Source organism: Pseudomonas sp. A2, from assembly GCF_023100865.1.
Lineage (GTDB): Bacteria > Pseudomonadota > Gammaproteobacteria > Pseudomonadales > Pseudomonadaceae > Aquipseudomonas > Aquipseudomonas asiatica.
In genome coordinates, this window is record NZ_CP039127.1 from 4,897,287 (window position 1) to 4,919,040 (window position 21,754).

19 protein-coding genes are annotated in these 21,754 nt (G+C 62.9%); 8 read left to right on the forward strand and 11 right to left on the reverse strand.

The genetic code is table 11. The features are described from left to right. Positions 1-3: 3 nt before the first annotated feature. From E5221_RS22695 to cmoB, 5 genes are all read left to right on the forward strand, one after another. A complete protein-coding gene (locus E5221_RS22695; protein WP_247846498.1) occupies positions 4-2,415 on the forward strand; it encodes a glucose/quinate/shikimate family membrane-bound PQQ-dependent dehydrogenase in 2,412 nt (803 codons plus the stop codon). A gap of 217 nt (positions 2,416-2,632) precedes the next feature. Further along, positions 2,633-5,053 (forward strand): endopeptidase La, encoded by a 2,421-nt coding sequence (lon, locus tag E5221_RS22700; protein ID WP_061550368.1) that lies wholly within the window; start codon positions 2,633-2,635, stop codon positions 5,051-5,053. Positions 5,054-5,223: 170 nt separating this feature from the next. After that, positions 5,224-5,616: a protease inhibitor I42 family protein gene (locus tag E5221_RS22705; RefSeq protein WP_013973987.1), complete on the forward strand. Its 393-nt coding sequence runs from the start codon at positions 5,224-5,226 to the stop codon at positions 5,614-5,616. A 147-nt stretch (positions 5,617-5,763) separates the two neighbouring features. Continuing rightward, positions 5,764-6,507: a carboxy-S-adenosyl-L-methionine synthase CmoA gene (gene cmoA / locus E5221_RS22710; RefSeq protein WP_247846499.1), complete on the forward strand. Its 744-nt coding sequence runs from the start codon at positions 5,764-5,766 to the stop codon at positions 6,505-6,507. Next, positions 6,504-7,460 carry a tRNA 5-methoxyuridine(34)/uridine 5-oxyacetic acid(34) synthase CmoB gene (cmoB, locus tag E5221_RS22715; protein WP_247846500.1) on the forward strand — a complete coding sequence of 319 codons (957 nt, stop codon included), beginning with the start codon at positions 6,504-6,506 and terminating at the stop codon, positions 7,458-7,460. Before cmoA ends, cmoB begins: the two co-directional genes overlap by 4 nt. Positions 7,461-7,529: 69 nt before the next feature. On the opposite strand, the gene E5221_RS22720 is transcribed toward cmoB, so the two are convergent. After that, positions 7,530-7,733, reverse strand: a complete 204-nt coding sequence (locus E5221_RS22720) for a hypothetical protein (protein WP_013973990.1) — start codon at positions 7,731-7,733, stop codon at positions 7,530-7,532. A gap of 348 nt (positions 7,734-8,081) precedes the next feature. On the opposite strand from E5221_RS22720, the gene E5221_RS22725 reads away from it, so the two are divergent. Then, the gene (locus E5221_RS22725; protein WP_003258489.1) at positions 8,082-8,756 is read left to right on the forward strand and encodes a heavy metal response regulator transcription factor; all 675 of its coding nucleotides are present in this window, start codon (positions 8,082-8,084) and stop codon (positions 8,754-8,756) included. Beyond that, positions 8,753-10,135, forward strand: a complete 1,383-nt coding sequence (locus E5221_RS22730; RefSeq protein WP_024087674.1) for a heavy metal sensor histidine kinase — start codon at positions 8,753-8,755, stop codon at positions 10,133-10,135. The genes E5221_RS22725 and E5221_RS22730 overlap by 4 nt, the downstream gene beginning before the upstream one ends. Positions 10,136-10,262: 127 nt before the next feature. Here the strand turns inward: E5221_RS22730 and pdxJ are convergent, their stop codons facing one another. The 6 genes from pdxJ to lepA all read right to left on the reverse strand — a co-directional run bounded on the left by pdxJ (position 10,263) and on the right by lepA (position 16,260). Continuing rightward, positions 10,263-11,003 (reverse strand): pyridoxine 5'-phosphate synthase, encoded by a 741-nt coding sequence (gene pdxJ, locus E5221_RS22735; RefSeq protein ID WP_015271593.1) that lies wholly within the window; start codon positions 11,001-11,003, stop codon positions 10,263-10,265. Between the two features lie 43 nt (positions 11,004-11,046). Continuing rightward, positions 11,047-11,730 (reverse strand): DNA repair protein RecO, encoded by a 684-nt coding sequence (recO, locus tag E5221_RS22740; protein WP_013973993.1) that lies wholly within the window; start codon positions 11,728-11,730, stop codon positions 11,047-11,049. A gap of 124 nt (positions 11,731-11,854) precedes the next feature. Beyond that, positions 11,855-12,757 carry a GTPase Era gene (era, locus tag E5221_RS22745; protein ID WP_015271595.1) on the reverse strand — a complete coding sequence of 301 codons (903 nt, stop codon included), beginning with the start codon at positions 12,755-12,757 and terminating at the stop codon, positions 11,855-11,857. Further along, positions 12,750-13,439, reverse strand: coding sequence for a ribonuclease III (gene rnc / locus E5221_RS22750; RefSeq protein ID WP_003258487.1), 690 nt, complete (start codon positions 13,437-13,439; stop codon positions 12,750-12,752). Before rnc ends, era begins: the two co-directional genes overlap by 8 nt. Positions 13,440-13,600: 161 nt before the next feature. Then, complete coding sequence (gene lepB / locus E5221_RS22755) at positions 13,601-14,455, reverse strand: signal peptidase I (protein WP_003258486.1); 855 nt, start codon at positions 14,453-14,455, stop codon at positions 13,601-13,603. A 5-nt stretch (positions 14,456-14,460) separates the two neighbouring features. After that, positions 14,461-16,260: a translation elongation factor 4 gene (lepA, locus tag E5221_RS22760; protein ID WP_013973995.1), complete on the reverse strand. Its 1,800-nt coding sequence runs from the start codon at positions 16,258-16,260 to the stop codon at positions 14,461-14,463. Between the two features lie 202 nt (positions 16,261-16,462). On the opposite strand from lepA, the gene E5221_RS22765 reads away from it, so the two are divergent. After that, positions 16,463-17,656: a hypothetical protein gene (locus E5221_RS22765; protein ID WP_247846501.1), complete on the forward strand. Its 1,194-nt coding sequence runs from the start codon at positions 16,463-16,465 to the stop codon at positions 17,654-17,656. Positions 17,657-17,735: 79 nt separating this feature from the next. Here E5221_RS22765 and E5221_RS22770 read toward each other — a convergent pair whose 3' ends face one another. The 4 genes from E5221_RS22770 to rpoE form a co-directional block, all read right to left on the reverse strand. After that, positions 17,736-19,169, reverse strand: coding sequence for a DegQ family serine endoprotease (locus E5221_RS22770; protein ID WP_196184455.1), 1,434 nt, complete (start codon positions 19,167-19,169; stop codon positions 17,736-17,738). Positions 19,170-19,358: 189 nt separating this feature from the next. Then, positions 19,359-20,321, reverse strand: a complete 963-nt coding sequence (locus E5221_RS22775) for a MucB/RseB C-terminal domain-containing protein (protein WP_247846502.1) — start codon at positions 20,319-20,321, stop codon at positions 19,359-19,361. Positions 20,322-20,333: 12 nt separating this feature from the next. Continuing rightward, positions 20,334-20,924, reverse strand: a complete 591-nt coding sequence (locus E5221_RS22780) for an RseA family anti-sigma factor (RefSeq protein ID WP_247846503.1) — start codon at positions 20,922-20,924, stop codon at positions 20,334-20,336. A 31-nt stretch (positions 20,925-20,955) separates the two neighbouring features. Next, entirely contained in the window at positions 20,956-21,537 is a 582-nt protein-coding gene (gene rpoE / locus E5221_RS22785) for an RNA polymerase sigma factor RpoE (protein WP_003252049.1), read from the reverse strand. Positions 21,538-21,754 lie beyond the last annotated feature (217 nt).

Below are 21,754 nucleotides of genomic sequence, written 5' to 3' on the forward strand. Positions count from 1 at the left end.
ACGATGAGCACTGAAGGTGCCAACAATGGAAGCCGCTGGCTACCGCGCCTGATCGGCGCGCTGCTGTTGCTGATGGGCCTGGCCCTGCTGGCTGGCGGCATCAAGCTGAGCCAGCTGGGCGGATCGCTGTACTACCTGATCGCCGGAATCGGCTTTGCCCTGTCGGGTATCCTGCTGCTGGCGCAACGCCGCATCGCCCTGGGCCTGTACGGCCTGGTACTGCTGGGCAGCACCGCATGGGCCCTGTTCGAAGTGGGCCTGGACTGGTGGCAACTGGTGCCACGCCTGGCCATCTGGTTTGCCATCGGCGTGGTCCTGCTGCTGCCTTGGGCGCGTCGCCCGCTGATCGGCCCGGCCAGCAAGGCCAACACTGCGCTGCTCGGCGTTGCAGTGGTAGCATCTGGCGCTTGTGCCCTGGGCAGCCAGTTCACCCACCCCGGTGAAGTGTTCGGCGAACTGGGCCGCGACAGCAGCGAAATGGCCAGCGCCGCCCCGGCCATGCCCGACGGTGAATGGCAGGCCTACGGCCGCACCGAGCACGGCGACCGCTATTCGCCACTGCGCCAGATCACCCCGCAGAACGCTTACCGCCTGGAAGAGGCCTGGCGCATCCGCACCGGTGACCTGCCGACCGAAAACGACCCTGTGGAGCTGACCAACCAGAACACCCCACTGAAGGTCAACGGCATGCTCTATGCCTGCACCGCGCATAGCCGCTTGCTGGCCCTGGACCCGGACACCGGCGCGGAAATCTGGCGCTTTGATCCACAGGTCAAGAGCCCCGTCGGCACCTTCAAAGGCTTTGCCCACATGACCTGCCGTGGCGTTTCGTATTATGACGAAAACCGTTACGTCAGCCGCGACGGCAGCCCGGCACCGAAAATTACCGACGCCGGCCAGGCCGTGGCCCAGGCCTGCCCTCGCCGCCTCTACCTGCCGACTGCGGACGCCCGCCTGATCGCCATCAATGCCGACAACGGCAAGGTCTGCGAAGGCTTCGCCAATCAGGGCGTGATCGACCTCACCACCGGCATCGGCCCGTTCACCGCTGGCGGCTACTACTCTACCTCGCCTGCCGCGATCACCCGCGATCTGGTAATCATCGGTGGCCATGTCACTGACAACGAGTCGACCAACGAGCCATCCGGCGTGATCCGCGCCTACGATGTGCACGATGGTCACCTGGTGTGGAACTGGGACAGCAACAACCCGGACGACACCCGGCCACTGGCCCCCGGCAAGATGTACAGCCGCAACTCGGCCAACATGTGGTCGATCGCCAGCGTCGATGAAGACCTCGGCATGATCTACCTGCCACTGGGCAACCAGACCCCGGACCAGTGGGGCGCCGACCGCACCCCGGGCGCCGAGAAGTACAGCGCCGGCGTGGTCGCACTCGACCTGGCCACCGGCAAGGCTCGCTGGAACTACCAGTTCACCCACCACGACCTGTGGGACATGGACGTCGGCAGCCAGCCGACCCTGGTCCACCTGAAGACCGACGATGGCGTGAAGCCGGCGATCATCGTGCCGACCAAGCAAGGCAGCCTGTACGTGCTCGACCGCCGCGACGGTACGCCGATCGTGCCGATCCGCGAGATCCCCACCCCTCAAGGTGCGGTGAAGGGTGACCACACCTCGCCGACCCAGGCCCGCTCCGACCTCAACCTGCTCGGCCCTGAGCTGACCGAACAGGCCATGTGGGGCGCCACGCCGTTCGACCAGATGCTGTGCCGCATCCAGTTCCGCGAACTGCGTTACGAAGGCCAATACACTCCACCGTCCGAGCAAGGCTCGCTGGTCTACCCGGGCAACGTCGGTGTGTTCAACTGGGGTAGCGTGTCGGTCGACCCGGTGCGCCAACTGCTGTTCACCTCGCCCAACTACATGGCCTTCGTGTCGAAGATGATCCCGCGTGAGCAGGTGGCCGAGGGCAGCAAGCGCGAAAGCGAGACCAGCGGCGTGCAGCCGAACACCGGCGCACCGTACGCAGTGACCATGCACCCGTTCATGTCGCCCCTGGGCGTACCGTGCCAGGCCCCGGCCTGGGGCTATGTCGCCGCCATCGACCTGTTCACCAACAAGGTGGTGTGGAAGCACAAGAACGGCACCACCCGCGACAGCACCCCGGTGCCGATCGGCCTGCCGGTTGGCGTGCCGAGCATGGGCGGTTCGATCGTCACCGCTGGTGGCGTCGGCTTCCTCAGCGGTACCCTGGACCAGTACCTGCGCGCCTATGACGTGAACAACGGCAAGGAACTGTGGAAAGCCCGCCTGCCCGCGGGTGGCCAGGCCACGCCGATGACCTACACCGGCAAGGATGGCAAGCAGTACGTGCTGGTGACTGCCGGCGGGCATGGCTCGCTGGGCACCAGAATGGGCGACTACATCATCGCTTACAAACTGGCTGAGTAATCCAGAGATGCGGCAGTGAACCTGCTGCCGCATTCGCGGGTAAACCCGCTCCCACAGGTACGGCGCTGCCCCCAAGTTCGGCGCCGTACCTGTGGGAGCGGGTTTACCCGCGAAAAGGCCGGTACAGGCATCACTCCTCTCTGCACCCTTCAACTACCATTGAAACCCATCCCCCCGCGCCCCATCTAAGCACCATAGTCATTCACGCAGGTGCCCCATGAGCGACCAGCAGGATTTCCCGGAACATCCCGACGAACACAGCGAAGTCGAACACACCACACCCCAGGCCGAAACCGGCCACGCCCTCGCCCTGCCCGGCCAGCAGCTGCCGGACAAGGTCTACGTGATCCCGATCCACAACCGTCCGTTCTTCCCGGCCCAGGTGCTGCCGGTCATCGTCAATGAAGACCCTTGGGCAGAAACCCTGGACTTGGTAGCCAAGTCGCCAGACCACAGCCTGGCCCTGTTCTTCATGGATACCCCGCCAGAAGACCACCGCCACTTCGATACCTCGGCGCTGCCGCAGTACGGCACGCTGGTAAAGGTGCACCACGCCAGCCGCGAAAACGGCAAGCTGCAGTTCGTCGCCCAGGGCCTCACCCGGGTACGCATCCGTACCTGGCTCAAGCACCACCGCCCGCCGTACCTTGTAGAGGTCGAATACCCGCGCCAGCCCGCCGAGCCGACCGACGAGGTCAAGGCCTATGGCATGGCGCTGATCAACGCGATCAAGGAACTGCTGCCACTCAACCCGCTGTACAGCGAAGAGCTGAAAAACTACCTCAACCGCTTCAGCCCCAACGACCCCTCGCCGCTCACCGACTTCGCCGCCGCCCTCACCTCGGCCACCGGCAACCAGTTGCAGGAAGTGCTCGACTGCGTCCCCATGCTCAAGCGCATGGAAAAGGTCCTGCCGATGCTGCGCAAGGAAGTCGAGGTGGCGCGCCTGCAGAACGAGATCTCGGCCGAAGTCAACCGGCAGATCGGCGAGCACCAGCGCGAGTTCTTCCTCAAGGAACAGCTCAAGGTCATACAGCAGGAACTGGGCCTGACAAAGGACGATCGTAGCGCCGACCTGGAGCAGTTCGAGCAGCGCCTCGAAGGCAAGACCCTGCCGGACCAGGCACGCAAGCGCATCGACGAAGAGATGGGCAAGCTGGCCATCCTCGAAACCGGCTCGCCCGAATACGCCGTCACCCGCAACTACCTGGACTGGGCAACCGCCCTGCCCTGGGGTGTGTACGGCAAGGACAAGCTCGACCTCAACCACGCGCGCAAGGTCCTCGACCAGCACCACGCCGGCCTCGATGACATCAAGGAGCGCATTCTCGAGTTCCTTGCCGTGGGCGCCTGGAAAGGCGAGATCAGCGGCTCGATCGTGCTGCTGGTGGGCCCGCCCGGGGTAGGCAAGACCAGCATCGGCAAATCCATCGCCGAATCGCTCGGCCGGCCGTTCTACCGCTTCAGTGTCGGCGGCATGCGTGACGAGGCCGAGATCAAGGGCCATCGCCGCACCTACATCGGCGCCCAGCCCGGCAAGCTGGTGCAGGCCCTGAAGGACGTCGAAGTGATGAACCCGGTGATCATGCTCGACGAGATCGACAAGATGGGCCAGAGCTATCAGGGCGACCCGGCTTCAGCGCTGCTGGAAACCCTGGACCCGGAGCAGAACGTCGACTTCCTCGACCACTACCTCGACCTGCGCCTGGACCTGTCCAAGGTGCTGTTCGTGTGCACCGCCAACACCCTGGACTCGATCCCCGGGCCGTTGCTCGACCGCATGGAAGTGATCCGCCTGTCCGGCTATATCACCGAAGAGAAACTGGCCATCGCCAAGCGCCACCTGTGGCCCAAGCAGCTGGAAAAGGCTGGCGTGGCCAAGACCAGCCTCGGCATCAGCGACAGCGCCCTGCGCGCGGTGATCGAAGGCTATGCCCGCGAAGCCGGGGTACGCCAATTGGAGAAACAACTGGGCAAGCTGGTGCGCAAGGCAGTGGTCAAGTTGCTGGACAACCCCGAAGCCAAGCTGAAGATCGGCACCAAGGACCTGGAAGCTGCGCTCGGCATGCCCGTGTTCCGCAGCGAGCAGGTGCTGGCCGGCAAAGGCGTGATCACCGGCCTGGCCTGGACCAGCATGGGCGGCGCCACGCTGCCGATCGAAGCCACCCGCATCCACAGCCTCAACCGCGGCTTCAAGCTGACCGGCAAGCTGGGTGAGGTGATGAAAGAGTCGGCCGAAATCGCCTATAGCTACGTCAGCTCCAACCTCAAGCAGTTTGGTGGTGACCCTGGTTTCTTCAACGAAGCGTTCATTCACCTGCACGTGCCCGAAGGCGCCACGCCCAAGGACGGCCCGAGTGCTGGTATCACCATGGCCAGCGCCCTGCTGTCGCTGGCCCGTGACCAGGCGCCGAAGAAAGGGGTGGCCATGACTGGCGAGCTGACCCTGACCGGGCAGGTACTGCCGATTGGCGGTGTGCGCGAGAAGGTGATTGCAGCACGGCGGCAGAAGATCTTCGAGCTGATCTTGCCGGAGCCTAACCGTGGGGACTATGAGGAACTGCCGGACTACCTGCGCGAAGGCCTGACCGTGCATTTCGCCAAGCGCTTTGCCGATGTAGCCAAAGTGCTGTTCTAGCCAGCACTGGCCTCTTCGCGGGTAAACCCGCTCCCACAGGGATAGCGCAGGGCTTGAGCCCAGTGAGATCACTGTGGGAGCGGGTTTACCCGCGAAAGGGCCGGCACAGGCAACACAAATCTCCTCGATCATCGGTTATCCTCAGGCCATCGCCAGCCTCCGGAGCCAACATGACCGCCCCTCGTCTGCTCGTTCCCCTGAGCTTCGCCCTGATTTCCGCCTGCGCTCAACAGCCTACGCAACCCGTCGAACTGGACGCAGAAAGCGAATGCCCGACACGCCTGCAGGTTGGCCAGGTGCTGACACTGACCCTGCCCAGCAACCCATCCACCGGCTATCGCTGGCGCGTCGAAAACCCCGCCGCCAATGTACTGCGCAGCCTTGGCCCGGAGGTGTACAGCGCTCCCGAGGAGGAAGACCTGGTCGGCAATGCCGGTGTCTCCACCTGGCGCTACCAGGCCAGTGGTACCGGCGATGGCCAGTTGGTGCTTGTGTACCAGCAGCCGTGGGCCGCAGATATTGCGCCCGTACAAACCTTCGACTGCAAGATCATCGTCCGCTAAAGGCCGCAGCTCCGTCCCGGGCAACCTGAACGGCCACTTGTTAGGGGCAGAGGCCCCTCGGCGCCCTGCCCCTGAAGCGCTGCCATGGCAAGAATCGCGGCCTTTGGCTAAAATGCGTCTCCGTTTCACCCTGTATCGAGCCCTCTCGTGAGCAAACAACCCGACCGCCTTTTCGCCCAGCCCCTGGAGCAAGTGCCCGACTTCGCCTTCAACGAGGATGTGGTGCGCGTGTTTCCGGACATGATCAAGCGCTCGGTGCCAGGCTACCCGACCATCGTCGAGAACCTCGGCGTGCTGGCCGCGCGCTTCGCCCAGCCGCACACCGCGCTGTACGACCTCGGTGCCTCGTTGGGTGCCGTTACCCAGTCGCTGCGCCGCCATGTGCGCAGTGATGGCTGCCGGGTGATTGCCGTGGACAACTCCACGGCGATGGTCGAGCGTTGCCGCCAGTACCTCACTGCCCAGGACTCGATGTTCCAGGAACTGCTGCCAGTGCAGGTGCTGGAAGCCGACATCCTGGCCCTGCCATTCGAGCCCGCCTCGGTGGTGGCGATGAACTTCACCCTGCAATTCGTCGCCCCCGACCAGCGTCTGGAACTGCTTGGCCGCATCCGCCAGGCGCTTTTGCCCGGTGGTGCGCTGATCCTCTCGGAAAAACTGCGCTTCGCCGATGCGGAACAGCAAGACCTGCTCAATGAACTGCACCTGGACTTCAAACGTGCCAATGGCTACAGCGAACTGGAAATTGCCCAGAAGCGCAGCGCCATCGAGAACGTGATGAAGCCCGACACCCTCGAAGCCCACCAGGCGCGCCTGCGCGCAGCCGGTTTCTCGAAGGTGGTGCCCTGGTTCCAATGCCTTAACTTCGCCTCGTTGATTGCCCTGCCATGATCGATCTGTCCCCCCTCGTCCGCCGCCTGGCGGGCACGCCCCTGGCTTCCTGGTCGCAAGGCCTGCAAGCGCAACTGGAAGCCAAAGTGGAGAAGGGCCACGGTGACCTCGACCGCTGGCGCGGTGCGCTGGAAGCCCTGCCCGCCCTACAGCCGAGCGAAGTCGACCTGGTCAACGGGCTGCGCCTGGACTGCGATTGCGACGACGCGACCCGCGCGCAGATGCATCAGGCACTGATGGGCCTGTCGCCTTGGCGCAAAGGCCCCTTCGACCTGTTCGGCGTGCATGTGGACACCGAATGGCGTTCGGACTGGAAATGGTCGCGGGTTGTCCCGCACCTGGACCTCAAGGGCAAGCGCGTGCTCGACGTGGGCTGCGGCAACGGCTACTACCAGTGGCGCATGCTCGGTGCCGGTGCCGACATGGTGATTGGCGTCGATCCCAACTGGCTGTTCTTCTGCCAGTTCCAGGCCGTCCAGCAATACCTGCCAGAGCTGCCCGCCTGGCACCTGCCGTTCGCCCTGGAAGACCTGCCGGCCAACCTTGAAGGTTTCGACACGGTATTTTCCATGGGGGTGTTCTATCACCGCCGCTCGCCCATCGAGCACTTGCTGGCGCTGAAGGACTGCCTGGTAAAAGGCGGGGAACTGGTGCTGGAAACCCTGGTGATCGAGGGTGACGAAAACCAGGTGCTGGTACCTGAGGACCGCTATGCACAGATGCGCAACGTCTGGTACCTGCCGTCGGTACCGGCCTTGGAGCGCTGGTTGCGCCGCGCCGGTTTCAGCGATGTGCGATGCGTCGACGTGAGCGTGACCAGCGTCGAGGAACAGCGCAGCACCGAGTGGATGCGCTACCAGTCGTTGGGCGACTTCCTTGACCCGAACGACCACAGCAAGACCATCGAAGGCCTGCCAGCTCCACGCCGCGCCACCCTGCTGGCACGCAAATGAAAAAGGCGCCCGGTTGGGCGCCTGAATATACCTGCGCCGAGGAGCTGTCGCGGCGCAGGTGGTGTTACCTCAATCCTTGGCCAACTCGCGGGCCTTCTCCTGTGCCTTGCGCTCACGCTCTGCGACGGCCTGTTGCTTGTCGTCGTACAGGCGCTGCTGGTCTTCGCGGAACGCTTGCCAGAATTGTTTCGAACGTTCCGCACCGCCCTCGGCGTGAACACTGGCGCTGCCCAGGGCAAGGGTGGCCAACAGCAGGAATTTGGTCAGGTTCATCGTGGTTGCCTCGTGATAACCGATCAGATGCGGCCATCCTAGCGAGGGCTAGCTAACGGCAAGGTGAGGCGGGGATTACAGTCTTGCAATGTGGCCCTGTGTTGTCTGTGCTGGCCCCTTCGCGGGTAAACCCGCTCCCACAGGAACTGCAGGGATTTCAGCGTCTGTGAAAATCCTGTGGGAGCGGGTTACCCGCGAAAGGGCCACAACAGACAGCCAGATAACAGCAGGATTACAAATCCGTTATCTGCGCCGCGCGCCTTTTCGCATGCCGTAACATCCTGCGCCTTGACCCTGATGCCACTACAGGGTCGAGAATCGCCCCCTTTCATCACACCGAGCCCACCCATGCGTCTACTGATCATCGAGGACGAACTGCGCACCGCCGACTACCTGCAGCAGGGCCTGCGCGAGAACGGCTACGTGGTCGACTGCGCCCACACCGGCACCGATGGCCTGCACCTGGCCCGGCAGCAGCCCTACGACCTGGTCATCCTCGACGTCAACCTGCCCGAGCTCGATGGCTGGACCGTGCTGCAGCGGCTGCGCGCCGAATCGGCCACGCGCATCATGATGCTGACCGCCCATGGCCGCCTGGCCGACCGGGTCAAGGGCCTGGACCTGGGTGCCGACGATTACCTGCTCAAGCCCTTCGAGTTCCCGGAGCTGCTGGCCCGCATCCGCAGCCTGCTGCGCCGCAACGACCAGCAATTGCAGCCCAGCACCCTGCGCGTCGCCGATCTGGAGCTGGACCCCGGCCGCCACCGCGCCTACCGCGCCGGGCAGCGTATCGACCTGACCGCCAAGGAATTCGCCCTGCTGCACCTGCTGATGCGTCAGACCGGCGAGGTGCTGTCGCGCACCCAGATCATCTCGCTGGTGTGGGACATGAACTTCGACTGCGACACCAATGTGGTCGAGGTTTCGATCCGTCGCCTGCGGGCCAAGATCGACGACCCGTTCGACAACAAGCTGATCCATACCCTGCGTGGCGTCGGCTACGTGCTCGAGGCACGCTTTTGAAAAACGCCAGCCTGTCACTGCGCCTGGGCCTGAGCGTGACGCTGATGGGCGCCGCACTGGTGCTGCTGCTGGCCTGCCTGGCCGTGTTCGCCCTCGATCACGAACTGGACAGCCGCGCACGCAAGGACCTGGCGCGCAAGATGCTGCAGGTCGAGCACAACCTGCGCGTCGACCTGCGTAGCGAAGACCTGGGCAGCCGCGCCCATCCCTTGCTCGACCTGGTGATGGGGCATGACAACCTCAGCCTCAGCGTGCTGGCCCTCGAAGGCCGCCATCCGCACCTGCTCAGCCTGGGGCCAGCGCTGGAATCACAGGTAGGCGATCTGCGCACCGATGCCCGTCTGGCCTTTCATGCGTGGCGCGACAGCAATGGCAACCAGATACTCACCGTGACCCAGCTGATGCGCCTGCGCGACGACACCCCGGTCAAGGTGATGATGTCGCTCAACCGCGCCGACGACAACGCCCTGCTGCAGGCCTATCTGCACTCCACCTTGCTCGCGCTGCCGTTGCTGCTGTTGCTGATCGGGGCCGGTGCCTGGTGGCTGATGCAGCGCGGCCTGAGGCCACTGCGGCACTTCCGGCGCATCGCCGGGCGGGTGTCGGCCCAGGACCTGCAACATCGCCTTCCCGCTACCGGCCTGCCGCTGGAACTGGCAGAGTTGGCCAGCAGCATCAACGTGATGCTCGACCGCCTCGATCAGGGCGTCAGCCAGCTGTCGCAGTTTTCCGATGATCTGGCCCATGAACTGCGCACACCGTTGAGCAACCTGATGGGCAAGGCGCAGGTGACGCTGGCCCGCGAACGGGACAACGCGAATTACCGCGAAGTGCTGGAAGACAGCATCGAAGAACTGACCCGGCTCAACCGCATCATCAATGACATGCTGTTTCTCGCCCAGGTCAGCCAACCCCAGGCCCAGGTCGCGCTCAAGCCCATGGCATTGGCCGACGAGACGGCGCGGGTTGTCGAGCTGTTTGCCTTCAGTGCCGAGCTGAAAGGGGTTGAGTTGCGTGTGCAAGGCTGGGGGACGGCGCAGGGTGATCGGCTGATGTTTCAGCGGGCACTGTCGAACCTGTTGAGCAATGCCATTCGGCACTGCCCGGATGGCAAGCCTGTAGAACTGCGCATCGAGCGCGTGGGCAGCGAAGTTCGGCTTTCGGTGGAAAACCAGGGGCCTGGTATTGCTGAAGAGCACCAGTCGCGCTTGTTCGAGCGATTTTACCGGGTAGGCTCGGGGCGCTCGCGGCTGGAGGGAGGGACCGGGTTGGGGCTGGCGATCGTGAAATCGATCATGCAGTTGCATGGCGGGCGGGTCGAGGTCAGCAGCAGGCCCTTGGGGCCTACCCGGTTTACCCTTGTGTTTCCTGCCGAGTAATACATCGCTTGTGCCGGCCTCTTCGCGGGTAAACCCGCTCCCACAGGGATTGCACAAGCCTCAAGGCCTGTGGGGTACCTGTGGGAGCGGGTTGACCCGCGAAGAGGCCGGTACAGGCGACCAACGATTAGCGCGAAGCCGCCACGATCAGCGCCTTCATCTCGGCCACAGCGGCCTTGAAGCCGACGAACAGCGCATGCGCCACCAGCGCATGACCGATGTTCAGCTCATTGATGCCCTTGATCGCCGCCACCGCCTCCACGTTGTGGTAGTGCAGCCCGTGGCCAGCATTGACGATCAACCCCTGCCCCACGCCAAACGCCACGCCATCGACGATACGCTTGAGCTCCTCGGCCACTTCGGTCGGGGTTTCGGCATCGGCGTAACGCCCGGTGTGCAGTTCGATGGCAGGCGCACCAACGCGACGCGACGCCTCGATCTGCCGCTCGTCGGCATCGATGAACAGCGACACTTCGGCACCAGTACGCGACAGGCGCTCAACCGCAGCCTTGATCCGTGCTTCCTGGCCCGCCACGTCAAGGCCGCCTTCGGTGGTCAGTTCCTGACGGGTTTCGGGTACCAGGCAGATGTGCGCCGGGCGGATCTTCTCGGCAAAGGCCATCATCTCTTCGGTGACGCCCATCTCGAAGTTCATGCGCGTCTGCAGCACGTCCTTCAGCAGCACCACATCTCGCTCCTGGATGTGCCGGCGGTCTTCACGCAGATGCACGGTGATGCCATCGGCGCCCGCTTCCTCGGCATCCAGGGCAGCCTTGACCGGATCGGGGTAACGCGTGCCCCTGGCCTGGCGCAGGGTCGCCACGTGGTCGATGTTTACGCCGAGAAGCATGCGGTTGCTGTGAGTCACGAAAGGCTCTCCTGAAGATTGAGCCCCACAGCATACGTCGTGATCAGCGCTTGCGAAACAGTTCCCGGCTGACCAGCGGTTTTGCCCCCAGATGAACCGCCAGTGCCTGGCGCATCAGGCGCTTGGCGGCGAGCAAGGCACCAGGGGCATCCCAGTCGGCTTCGGCCAGGGCCAGCAGTTCGGTGCCGCGGAACAGCCCGGGTTGCACCAGCTCGACCCGCTCCAGGCCGGCGTCCACACGCAAGCGGTACAGGCCTTCACCCGCGATCGGCTGGTCATTGACGTCGTGGTGCAACGAAAACGCGTAACCGAGCTCGTCCAGCAGCCGCCATTCGAAGGAGCGCAGCAGCGGCTCCAGCGGGCGACCGGCGGCCAAGGCCTGCAAGGTCAGGGTGTAGTGCTCGAACAGCGCCGGGAAAGGCGCTTCGGCGGGCAGCAGGCGCATGAGCAGTTCGTTGAGGTACAACCCGCTGAACAGGGCATCGCCATGCAGCCAGGCGGCGATGCCAGCGCTGTCCATGCGCCCGACATTCTTCAGCTCGCCACGCCCGCGCAGCTCCAGTTCCAGCGGCACGAACGGCCGCACCAGGCTGCCACCCTTGCCACGCGCACGGCGCAGCACGGCACGCATGCGGCCCTGCGGGGTGAAGAAGTCCACCAGCGCGCTGGTTTCCTTGTAGGCGCGGCTGTGCAGCACGTAGGCTGGCTGGCCGACAGGTTGTTCCATAAACGTTCTCTAAATGCCCCAGACAACTGTGGGAGCGGGTTTACCCGCGAATGCGATGGTGAACCCACTGACGCATTCGCGGGTAAACCCGCTCCCACAGAGTAACCTGAGCCGTCAGGCGAATTTACAGGTCGCCGTAGCCCAGCGAGCGCAGGGCGCGCTCGTCATCGGACCAGCCGCCTTTCACCTTGACCCACAGGTTGAGCATGACCTTGGAGTCGAACAGCACCTCCATGTCCTTGCGCGCCTCGGAGCCGATGCGCTTGATACGCTCGCCCTTGTCACCAATGATGATCTTCTTCTGGCCATCGCGCTCGACCAGGATCAGCGCGTGGATGTGCAGCACGTGGCCCTGCTGCTTGAATTCTTCAATTTCCACGGTGATCTGGTACGGCAATTCCGCACCCAGCTGGCGCATGATCTTTTCGCGCACCAGTTCGGCGGCCAAAAAGCGGCTGCTGCGGTCGGTGATCTGATCTTCGGGGAAGAAGTGCTCGTTCTCGGGCAGGTGCTTGGCGATCTGTGCTTCCAGCGCCTGCAGGTTGTGCCCCTGCTGCGCGGAGATAGGCATCACTTCGGCGTTCGGCAACTGCTCCTGGAGCCATTGCAGGTGCGGGATCAGTTCGGCCTTCTCTTCCATGCGGTCGGTCTTGTTGACCGCGATGATCAGTGGGCCCGTCACGTACTGCACGCGCTCCAGCACCAGTTGGTCCTCGTCGGTCCATTTGGTGCGGTCGACCACGAAGATCACCACGTCGACGTCCTTCAGGGCCGCCGAGGCATTGCGGTTCATGTAGCGGTTCAAGGCCTTGTCATTGGCCTTGTGCATACCGGGGGTATCGACGTAGATCGCCTGCACGTCACCCTCGGTCTTGATGCCGAGCATGTTGTGGCGGGTGGTCTGCGGCTTGCGCGAGGTGATCGCCAGCTTCTGGCCGAGGATGTGGTTGAGCAGGGTCGACTTGCCCACGTTCGGGCGGCCGACAATGGCCACGTAGCCGCAGCGGGTCGGGTTGCTATCAGTCATTGCCATTCTCCACGCCCAGGGCGATCAGTGCAGACGCGGCGGCGACTTGCTCGGCGATACGCCGGCTAACGCCCTGGCCACGGCTCTTGTTGTTCAGCAGCACCACTTCGCATTCGACGAAGAAGGTCCGGCAGTGCGGTTCGCCCTGGATATCCACCACTTCGTAACGCGGCAGCTCACAGCTGCGCGACTGCAGGAACTCCTGCAGGCGGGTTTTCGGGTCCTTGTTGGTATCGACCAGGGTCAGGCCTTCGAATTCATCGGCCAGCCAGGCCAGCACGCGCTCCCGGGCCGTTTCCATGTCGGCGTCCAGGTAGATGGCGCCAATCAGCGCCTCCAGGGCGTCGGCCAGGATCGACTCACGGCGGAAACCACCGCTCTTGAGCTCACCCGAGCCCAGGCGCAGGTGATCGCCCAGGTCGAAACCACGGGCCAGGCGGGCCAGGGTCTCACCCTTGACCAGGCGCGCGCGCAGGCGCGACAGCTGGCCTTCGCGGGCCTGCGGGAAGCGCTCGAACAGCGCTTCGCCGGCAACGAAGTTGAGAATGGCGTCACCGAGAAACTCCAGGCGCTCATTGTTGCGCCCGGCGTAGCTGCGATGGGTCAGTGCCAGGAGCATCTGGTCCTGGTTCTTGAAGGTATAACCGAGCTTTCGCTCCAGACGGGCAAGGGGAGCACTCATGCAGCCACCCGTTCGTTGTTCAACGCGTTGTTCAAATCAACATCCTGAAAGACTGTTTGGCTGTGGCCCGCCGCGATGTGCGACGAATCTCCCGATCCCTGAGAACACAGCCTATGTCAGAAATGCATTCGGCGCTGCCTGCAGGCCAGCGCCGATGGGTATCAATGGATCAGACCGACCCGCGACAGGTTGGGCAGGTGGCTGAGCTTGGGCTCTGGCCAGCTCATCCACACCGCGAAGGCCTTGCCGACGATGTTCCGGTCGGGAACCATGCCGTGCAGTTCCTTCGGGATGTTCGGGTCATCCCAGTAACGGCTGTCGTTGGAGTTGTCGCGGTTGTCGCCCATCATGAAGTAATGGCCTGCCGGCACGGTCCATTGCTGGTCCGGCGGCATGCGATAACGGCTCATTTCCTTGCGAATCAGGTGTTCGGCCTCGCCGAGCTTTTCCTTGTACAGCTCGGCGCTGCCCAAAGTGCCCGGCTCGGTGCCCACCAGTTGTTCGGCAATCGGCTGGCCGTTGACGAACAACCGCTTGTCGCTGGTGTAGCGCACCTGGTCGCCCGGCAGGCCGACCACACGCTTGATGTAGTTGACGTTAGGGTCGCTAGGGTAGCGGAACACCATCACATCACCGCGTTGCGGGTCACCCACCTCGATGACCTTCTTGTCGATCACCGGCAGGCGAATGCCGTACGAGAACTTGTTCACCAGGATGAAGTCGCCCACTTCCAGGGTCGGTTTCATCGACCCCGAAGGGATCTGGAACGGCTCGACCAGGAACGAACGCAGCACCAGCACGATGAACAGCACCGGGAAGAACGACTTGCCGTACTCGACCAGCAACGGCTCCTTGCCCAGGCGCTCGACCACCGCCATCTCGGGCTGGCTGACGCTGCCCTGGTAGTTGGCGATTGCCGCACGCCGGCGCGGGGCCAGGAACAGCAGGTCGATCAAGCCCAGCAGGCCGCAGACGAAGACGGCGATGACTAGCAACAGCGGGAAATTTAGCGACATAGGACCTAGCTATCCAACCTGAGCACGGCGAGGAAGGCTTCCTGTGGAATTTCCACGTTACCCACCTGTTTCATGCGTTTCTTACCGGCCTTCTGCTTCTCCAGCAGCTTCTTCTTACGGCTGACGTCGCCGCCGTAGCACTTGGCCAGTACGTTCTTTCTGAGCGCCTTGACGGTTGTCCGCGCAATGATCTGGCCGCCGATAGCTGCCTGGATCGCCACGTCGAACATCTGCCGAGGGATCAGTTCCTTCATCTTTTCGGTCAACGCACGGCCCTTGTAGGCCGCGTTGTCTCGGTGCACGATCAATGCCAGGGCATCGACCTTGTCGCCGTTGATCAGTACGTCCAGCTTGACCAGATTGGCCGACTGGTAGCGATCGAAATGATAGTCCAGCGAAGCATAGCCGCGGCTGGTGGACTTGAGGCGGTCGAAGAAGTCCAGCACCACTTCGTTCATCGGCAGGTCGTAGCGCACCTGCACCTGGCTACCGAGGAACTGCATGTCGCGCTGCACGCCACGCTTCTCGATGCACAGGGTGATGACGTTGCCCAGGTGCTCCTGCGGCACCAGGATGGTGGCGGTGACGATCGGCTCGCGGAAATCGGCGACCGCCGAGACGTCCGGCAGCTTCGACGGGTTGTCGACGGTGATGGTCTCGCCGGTTTTCAGTTCCAGCTCATAGATCACGCTTGGCGCGGTGGTGATCAGGTCCAGGTCGTATTCGCGCTCCAGGCGCTCCTGGATGATCTCCATGTGCAGCATGCCGAGGAAGCCGCAACGGAAGCCGAAGCCCAGGGCGTCGGAGCTTTCCGGCATGTATTGCAGCGACGAGTCGTTCAGGGTCAGCTTCTGCAGCGCATCGCGGAAGTCCTCGAAGTCGTCGGAGCTGACCGGGAACAGGCCGGCGTAGACCTGCGGCTGAATCTTCTTGAAGCCTGGCAGCACTTCGACCTCAGGGGTCGCGGACAGGGTCAGGGTGTCACCGACCGGGGCACCGTGGATGTCCTTGATGCTGGCGATGATGAAGCCCACTTCGCCGGCCTTCAGGTCGGCGGTCTGGGTGTGCTTCGGGGTAAACACGCCCACGCTGTCGACCAGGTGCACCTTGCCGGTGGACTTGACCAGGATCTTGTCGCCTTTCTTGACGCGACCGTGTCGCACGCGCACCAGCGAGACCACGCCCAGGTAGTTGTCGAACCAGGAGTCGATGATCAGCGCCTGCAGCGGCGCCTCGATATCGCCTTCCGGCGCGGGAATGGTCTGCACCAGGCGCTCGAGCACCTCGTCCACGCCCATGCCGCTCTTGGCACTGCAGGCCACGGCGTCGGTGGCGTCGATGCCGATGATCTTCTCGATCTCGTCCTTGACGCGATCCGGATCGGCCTGGGGCAGGTCCATCTTGTTCAGTACCGGCATGACTTCAAGGCCCTGCTCGATGGCGGTATAGCAGTTGGCCACGGACTGGGCCTCGACGCCCTGGCCGGCATCCACCACCAGCAGTGCGCCCTCACAGGCCGCCAGCGAACGCGAGACTTCGTAGGTGAAGTCGACGTGGCCAGGAGTATCGATGAAGTTCAGCTGGTAGACCTTGCCGTCCTGCGCCTTGTAGTTGAGCGTGACGCTGTGGGCCTTGATGGTGATACCGCGCTCACGCTCCAGGTCCATGGAATCGAGCACCTGGGCTTCCATCTCGCGTGCCGACAGGCCACCGCACATCTGGATGAAACGGTCGGCCAGCGTCGACTTGCCATGGTCGATGTGGGCGATGATGGAGAAATTGCGGATATGACTCAAATCACTCACGGGTCAACACTCGAAAAGGCTGCGAGCCGGACGCCCGCCGAAAAATAGCCGGGAATTGTACCTTAAGCCGCAGCAGGCCGCCACGCCATCCAGCCGTTGGTGAACATGGTTGCCTGACAGAGGTGCTACCTGACATTTCTGCCAGTACTCACCGCATCGGGAGTCGACCATCCTTGCCAATCTCTCGACCAAGGTGACCAGCATGCCCGAACAACACATGACACCGGGGGATTACGACCCTGCATTTGGAATGAATGGCAGGGCCGAGCTCCCTTCGTTCCATGGCGCTTCAATAGGCCGAAACCTGACTGGCATGGCGCTACAAGGGAGCAGCCTGCTTGTCAGCGCGCTTGCCTTTGACTCCTCCGGGGGGCGTCATTTTGCCCTGACCCGCTTTACCGCAAACGGTTCAGTTGACAACGACTTTGCACAGGGCGGCGTGATCGTTGGCCGTTACGTGATTGACGAGCATGCATCGACTGAAGCGCTAACGGTACTGGCTGACCAAAGCTTCACAGTGCTGGGATGGAGTGCCCCTACCTCGAACCTGCTGGCAAAGCCCAGGCTCACCTGTTACGACCGCGATGGCCGAGGAGGTGAACACCAGCTCCTGAGCGTGCCGCCGGATATGGGCATGGTGATTGGTAGCGGTCGCCTTACAAGCGATGGGCCATACCTCATGGTTTCCCTGAACCTCCAAAAGGCTCAAGGCGCGCGTGCCACGATGGCCAGGGTGTACCTGCGGGAACACTCCGGCCAGCCAGCAGCAGGGCTTCAGGAATTCATCGATATTCTACCGGACGCAGGCCAAATTGCTGTCGCCGGAATCGTCCAGTTGCCTGACGGGTTCGTGGTCAGCGGAACCCGCTCGCAGCAGGGGCAGCCCGCAGAAAGCTTTCTCGCTCGCTACCGCCACGACGGCGAGCTGGATTCAGCCTTCGGTGAAGGCGGCACAGTGTATTTCCGGGCTGCGGGTTTCGCTACCGAACTCAACGCGCTGCTAGCCAGGCCGGAAGGACAGCTGCTGGTCGCCGGTAAAGCGACAAACGGAGACAATTCATCACAAGCATTGCTCTGGCAGTTCGATGCCAGTGGCGCGAAGGACCCGACATTTAACGGCGGTGCACCGATCCTGGACGACTCAGGTCTTAAAGATTGGTGTGCAGTGGCCATCGATAGGCAACATCGGCTGTTTGCGTTCGGCCTGGGCAGGAGCCTGGAAAACCGTCGCTATCTTGCGGATGGCTCCATTGATACATCCTTCCGACCGATCAATGATCTTGTTGGCATACCCGATGCCATGACTTGCCTGGACAACGGGCAGCGCACTGTGATCGGTTTCAACTCAACCGCAGTTGCTGGATACCTCGGCACGTTGATGTCCATTTTCAACTGAGCCCCCCCTGAATGACAAAGCCCGGCGCTCACGCACCGGGCTTGTCAAGCCGGCCAATGCCTGCGAAGGCAACTACACCTTATTCAGCCAGCTTGAAGGTAATGAAGCTGGCACGGCCCTGACGCAGTACGCGCATCGACACCGAACGGTTCTTCGGCAGTTCCTTGGCGATTTCGGTGAATTCCTTGGCCGAACCGATAGCCTGGTTGTTCAGGTGACTGATCACATCACCCGGACGCAGGCCGATCATCGCGGCCGGGCCATCCTGAACTTCCTTGATGACCACACCACCCTTGAGTTCGAGGGCTTTCTTCTGTTCGGCGGTCAGGTCGGCAACCGAGACGCCCAGGCGGTTGCTGCTACGCTCGGCGCTGCCTTCGGCGCCGGTACTGATGTCGGCATCTTCGTCGGGCAGTGCGCCAACGCTGATGTCGAGGTTCTGGCGCTTGCCGTTGCGGATGATCTCCAGCTTGGCCTTTTCGCCATCCTTGAGGCTGCCGACCAGATGCGGCAGGTCGGCCGACATGATGATCGGCTGGCCGTTCATACTCAGGATCACGTCACCCACCTGCAGGCCGCCCTTGGCTGCAGGGCCGTTTTCCAGCACCTGGGCCACCAGGGCACCGGCCGGCTTGTCCAGGCCGAACGATTCAGCCAGGTCCTTGTTGACCTCCTGGATCACCACGCCCAGCCAGCCGCGGCTGACCTTGCCGTCTTTCTTCAGCTGATTGGAGACATCGATCGCCACATCGATCGGGATGGCGAACGACAGGCCCATGAAACCACCGGAACGGGTGAATATCTGCGAGTTGATACCCACTACTTCGCCATTCATGTTGAACAGCGGGCCGCCGGAGTTGCCGGGGTTGATGGCCACGTCCGTCTGGATGAACGGTACGTAGGTGTCATTGGGCAGGGTACGGCCTTTGGCACTGACGATACCTTTGGTCACCGAATGGTCGAAGCCGAACGGCGAACCGATGGCCAGCACCCACTCGCCCACCTTGAGCTTCTCGGAATCACCCAGCTTGACGGTCGGCAGGTTCTTGCCCTCGACCTTGAGCAGGGCCACGTCGGTGCGCGGGTCGGTGCCGACCAGTTTGGCCTGCAGCTCGCTGCGGTCCGACAGGCGGACGATGATCTCGTCGGCATCGGCTACCACGTGGTTGTTGGTCAGTACGTAGCCATCACTGGAAATGATGAAGCCCGAACCCAGCGACTGGGCCTCGCGCTGGCGGTCGCCACGCGGTGAGCGCGGTTGCTGCGGCATGTTGCGCTCGAAGAACTCGCGGAACATCGGCGGCAGGCCTTCCAGGTCGGGCATCTGCCCGGCGGCCATGCGGCGGTCCGGCAGTTTCTGCTTGGTACTGATGTTGACCACGGCTGGCGAGGCCTGCTCGACCAGGGTAGTGAAGTCCGGCAGGGCTTCCTCGGCCTGGGCGCTGAGCACCTGGCCGAGCATCAGCACGGCGGCGAACATCGATAGGTAGGATTTCAAGCGTGGTATTGACATACGGCTCCCGTCACAACGAGCGGTAGTTTAGAAAGGCCTCTGCACAAAACAGGAAAGGCCAGGCTCCTAGAAGCCTGACCTATAGAAAATTTGCCGATGGATTGCAAATGACAATGCTTTAATTTCATTTCAGCGGCATGTCCGCACACCTTGGCATGGCCTGCACGCCATGCCCGCAAATGCACGCCATCACTGGCGCGCCTGGCCATCCTGGGGGCGCATCGACAGCGCCACACGCTCTGCGGTACCCAGCGGAATCTCGCCGACCACAGTGACCATGACCTTGCCTTTGGGCGTGTTCAGCCTACGCGAGACCGCCGAGGTCGGGCCAAGCTGGGTGCGCATGTCGGTCCCGCCCTCATCCTTTACCGGCTCGAGGAACACCGAGAAGCGCGCCAGGCCATCGTCATACATCAGGCTGCTGACCGTGCTGTCATTCTTGGGGTCGCGGCGTACCGAGCTGTTGACCAGCTCGAAGCCGGGCGGCAGCCAGTCCGATCGCCAGCCGGCGACCGTGTCATTGGCGGCAGCAGCCACATGCTGCACCGGCTTGCATGCAGCACTGGCGCGCAGGTCATCATCGCTGGGTGCGTCAGTATCGAGACGGGTCATCTGGAAGCGCTCCAGCAACTGCCCCTTGTCGTTGATCATCAACGAGCGCAGCGGCAGGCCAGTAGTGCGGTCCAGGTGCAATTCGAAGGCATAGCGGTGCTGGTCGCGCGGGGTGAGCGTCACGATCACGGCATCGCGCCCGGCGACCCGTGACTTGCCCGCCACGCTCAAGTCATACCAGCCCATCAGTTTCAGCGGATCAAGTACACGCTGCGTAGTGTTCGGGGGCGTCGTCACTCCACTGACCAAGGCCCCGCTGACGCACTCCACCTTGCCATCCACGCGCACGATCTCCTGAGCGGCACCATCAAGCTGCAACAGCCGCTCGCTGACCTTGCCGTCGTCGACCCTGTGCCAGATATCGTGGGAAGAGAAACTGCCGTTCCGTTCGTAGACAAAAGAGCCTTGGTAGCTCTGCTTTTGCTCGGCCTGTGCCAGCTTGCTCAGCCACTCGCTCGCCTCGGGCGAAGAATTGGCCGCCAATGCTGGCACCGTCACGCAGCTGCCAATCAGCAGCGACAGGAGAGGTAGCGCGCGCATGATCCTCCTTACTTAACGGTTTTCCAGGCTGGCGGCGCGGGCATACGGCAATGCGGTTTCAGTGCCCTTGAGCGCAGATTCCTGGGCATGCTGGCGCAGGTAGCCTGGCAGACGCTGGTCCCAGCCGGCCTGGTTCTGCAGCACGCCGTTGGCCATCGGCCCGGTCGGTTGCTCATTGCTCTCACTATAGCCTGCCAAAACGGCAGGGCCTTGTGCTTGTGGCACACTCAGGCCTTGCTGGGCAGGTTGCTGGGCAGCAAGCTCGGCGCCAGTGATCTCGTCCTGGTTGTACATGCGCACACCGGCCAGCACGGCTACGGTGACCGAGGCAGCTACCGCAAGGCGGCCAATGCTGCGCCATGGCCCTTTCTTGGCCTTGGCCGGCACGGCTTCGTCAGCCAGCGCTGCAGACACCGCCGAGGCGATATCCAGATTGGGCAGCAGCAGCTCCTTGTGCATGGCTGCGCGGGCAACCTGGTAACGCGACCAGGTGGCACGGGTTTCAGCATCGTCTACGGCGTTCAACACACGACGCAGTTCAAGCTCGTCCGCTTCGTTATCCATCACCGCGGACAGCGATTCCTGCAAAGCTTCACGACTCATGGCGGTTCCTCTCTTGGCTGTCGCCGCTGTCTCAGGTTTCCTGCAGCAAAGGTTGCAGGGCTTTGTCTATTGCCTCCCGAGCGCGGAAGATTCGAGAGCGCACGGTACCCACCGGACATTGCATGACACTGGCAATGTCTTCGTAACTCAGCCCGTCGAACTCGCGCAGGGTCAGCGCCGTGCGCAGGTCTTCAGGCAGTTGCTGGATGGTGCGATGGACAGTGCCTTCGATTTCATCCCGCAACAACGAGCGCTCTGGGGACTCGAGATCCTTGAGACCATGATCGCCGTCGTAAAACTCCGCATCCTCGGAGCTCACATCACTGTCTGGCGGCCGTCTTCCACGGGACACCAGGTAGTTCTTCGCCGTGTTGATGGCGATGCGGTACAGCCACGTATAGAACGCACTGTCTCCGCGGAAGTTGCCAAGCGCACGGTAGGCCTTGATGAAGGCTTCCTGTGCTACATCCTGGGCCTCGTGGGTGTCGTGAACGAACCGCACGATCAACCCGAGAATCTTGTGCTGATACTTCAGCACCAACAGATCGAACGCTCGCCTGTCACCACGCTGAACGCGCTCGACAAGCTGCTGATCCTCTTCCTGGGTTAGCATGAACACTCCTCAGTGAACTCGAAGGAGCGTTGCATCAGCCATCGTTCAGGCTTGCAACCATAGACTCGGGCTTTGCGCAAAAGTTCTCCCCTCCAAGCAAGTTTCCTGCAGCCCTTGGTCGGCTTGCACGAAAGACGCGGCACGGTCACGGCCGGCTACGTCGATAATCAGGTTTCGAGTACGCAGGGACAGCCCGGACAGGCCTGCCGCCCTGCGT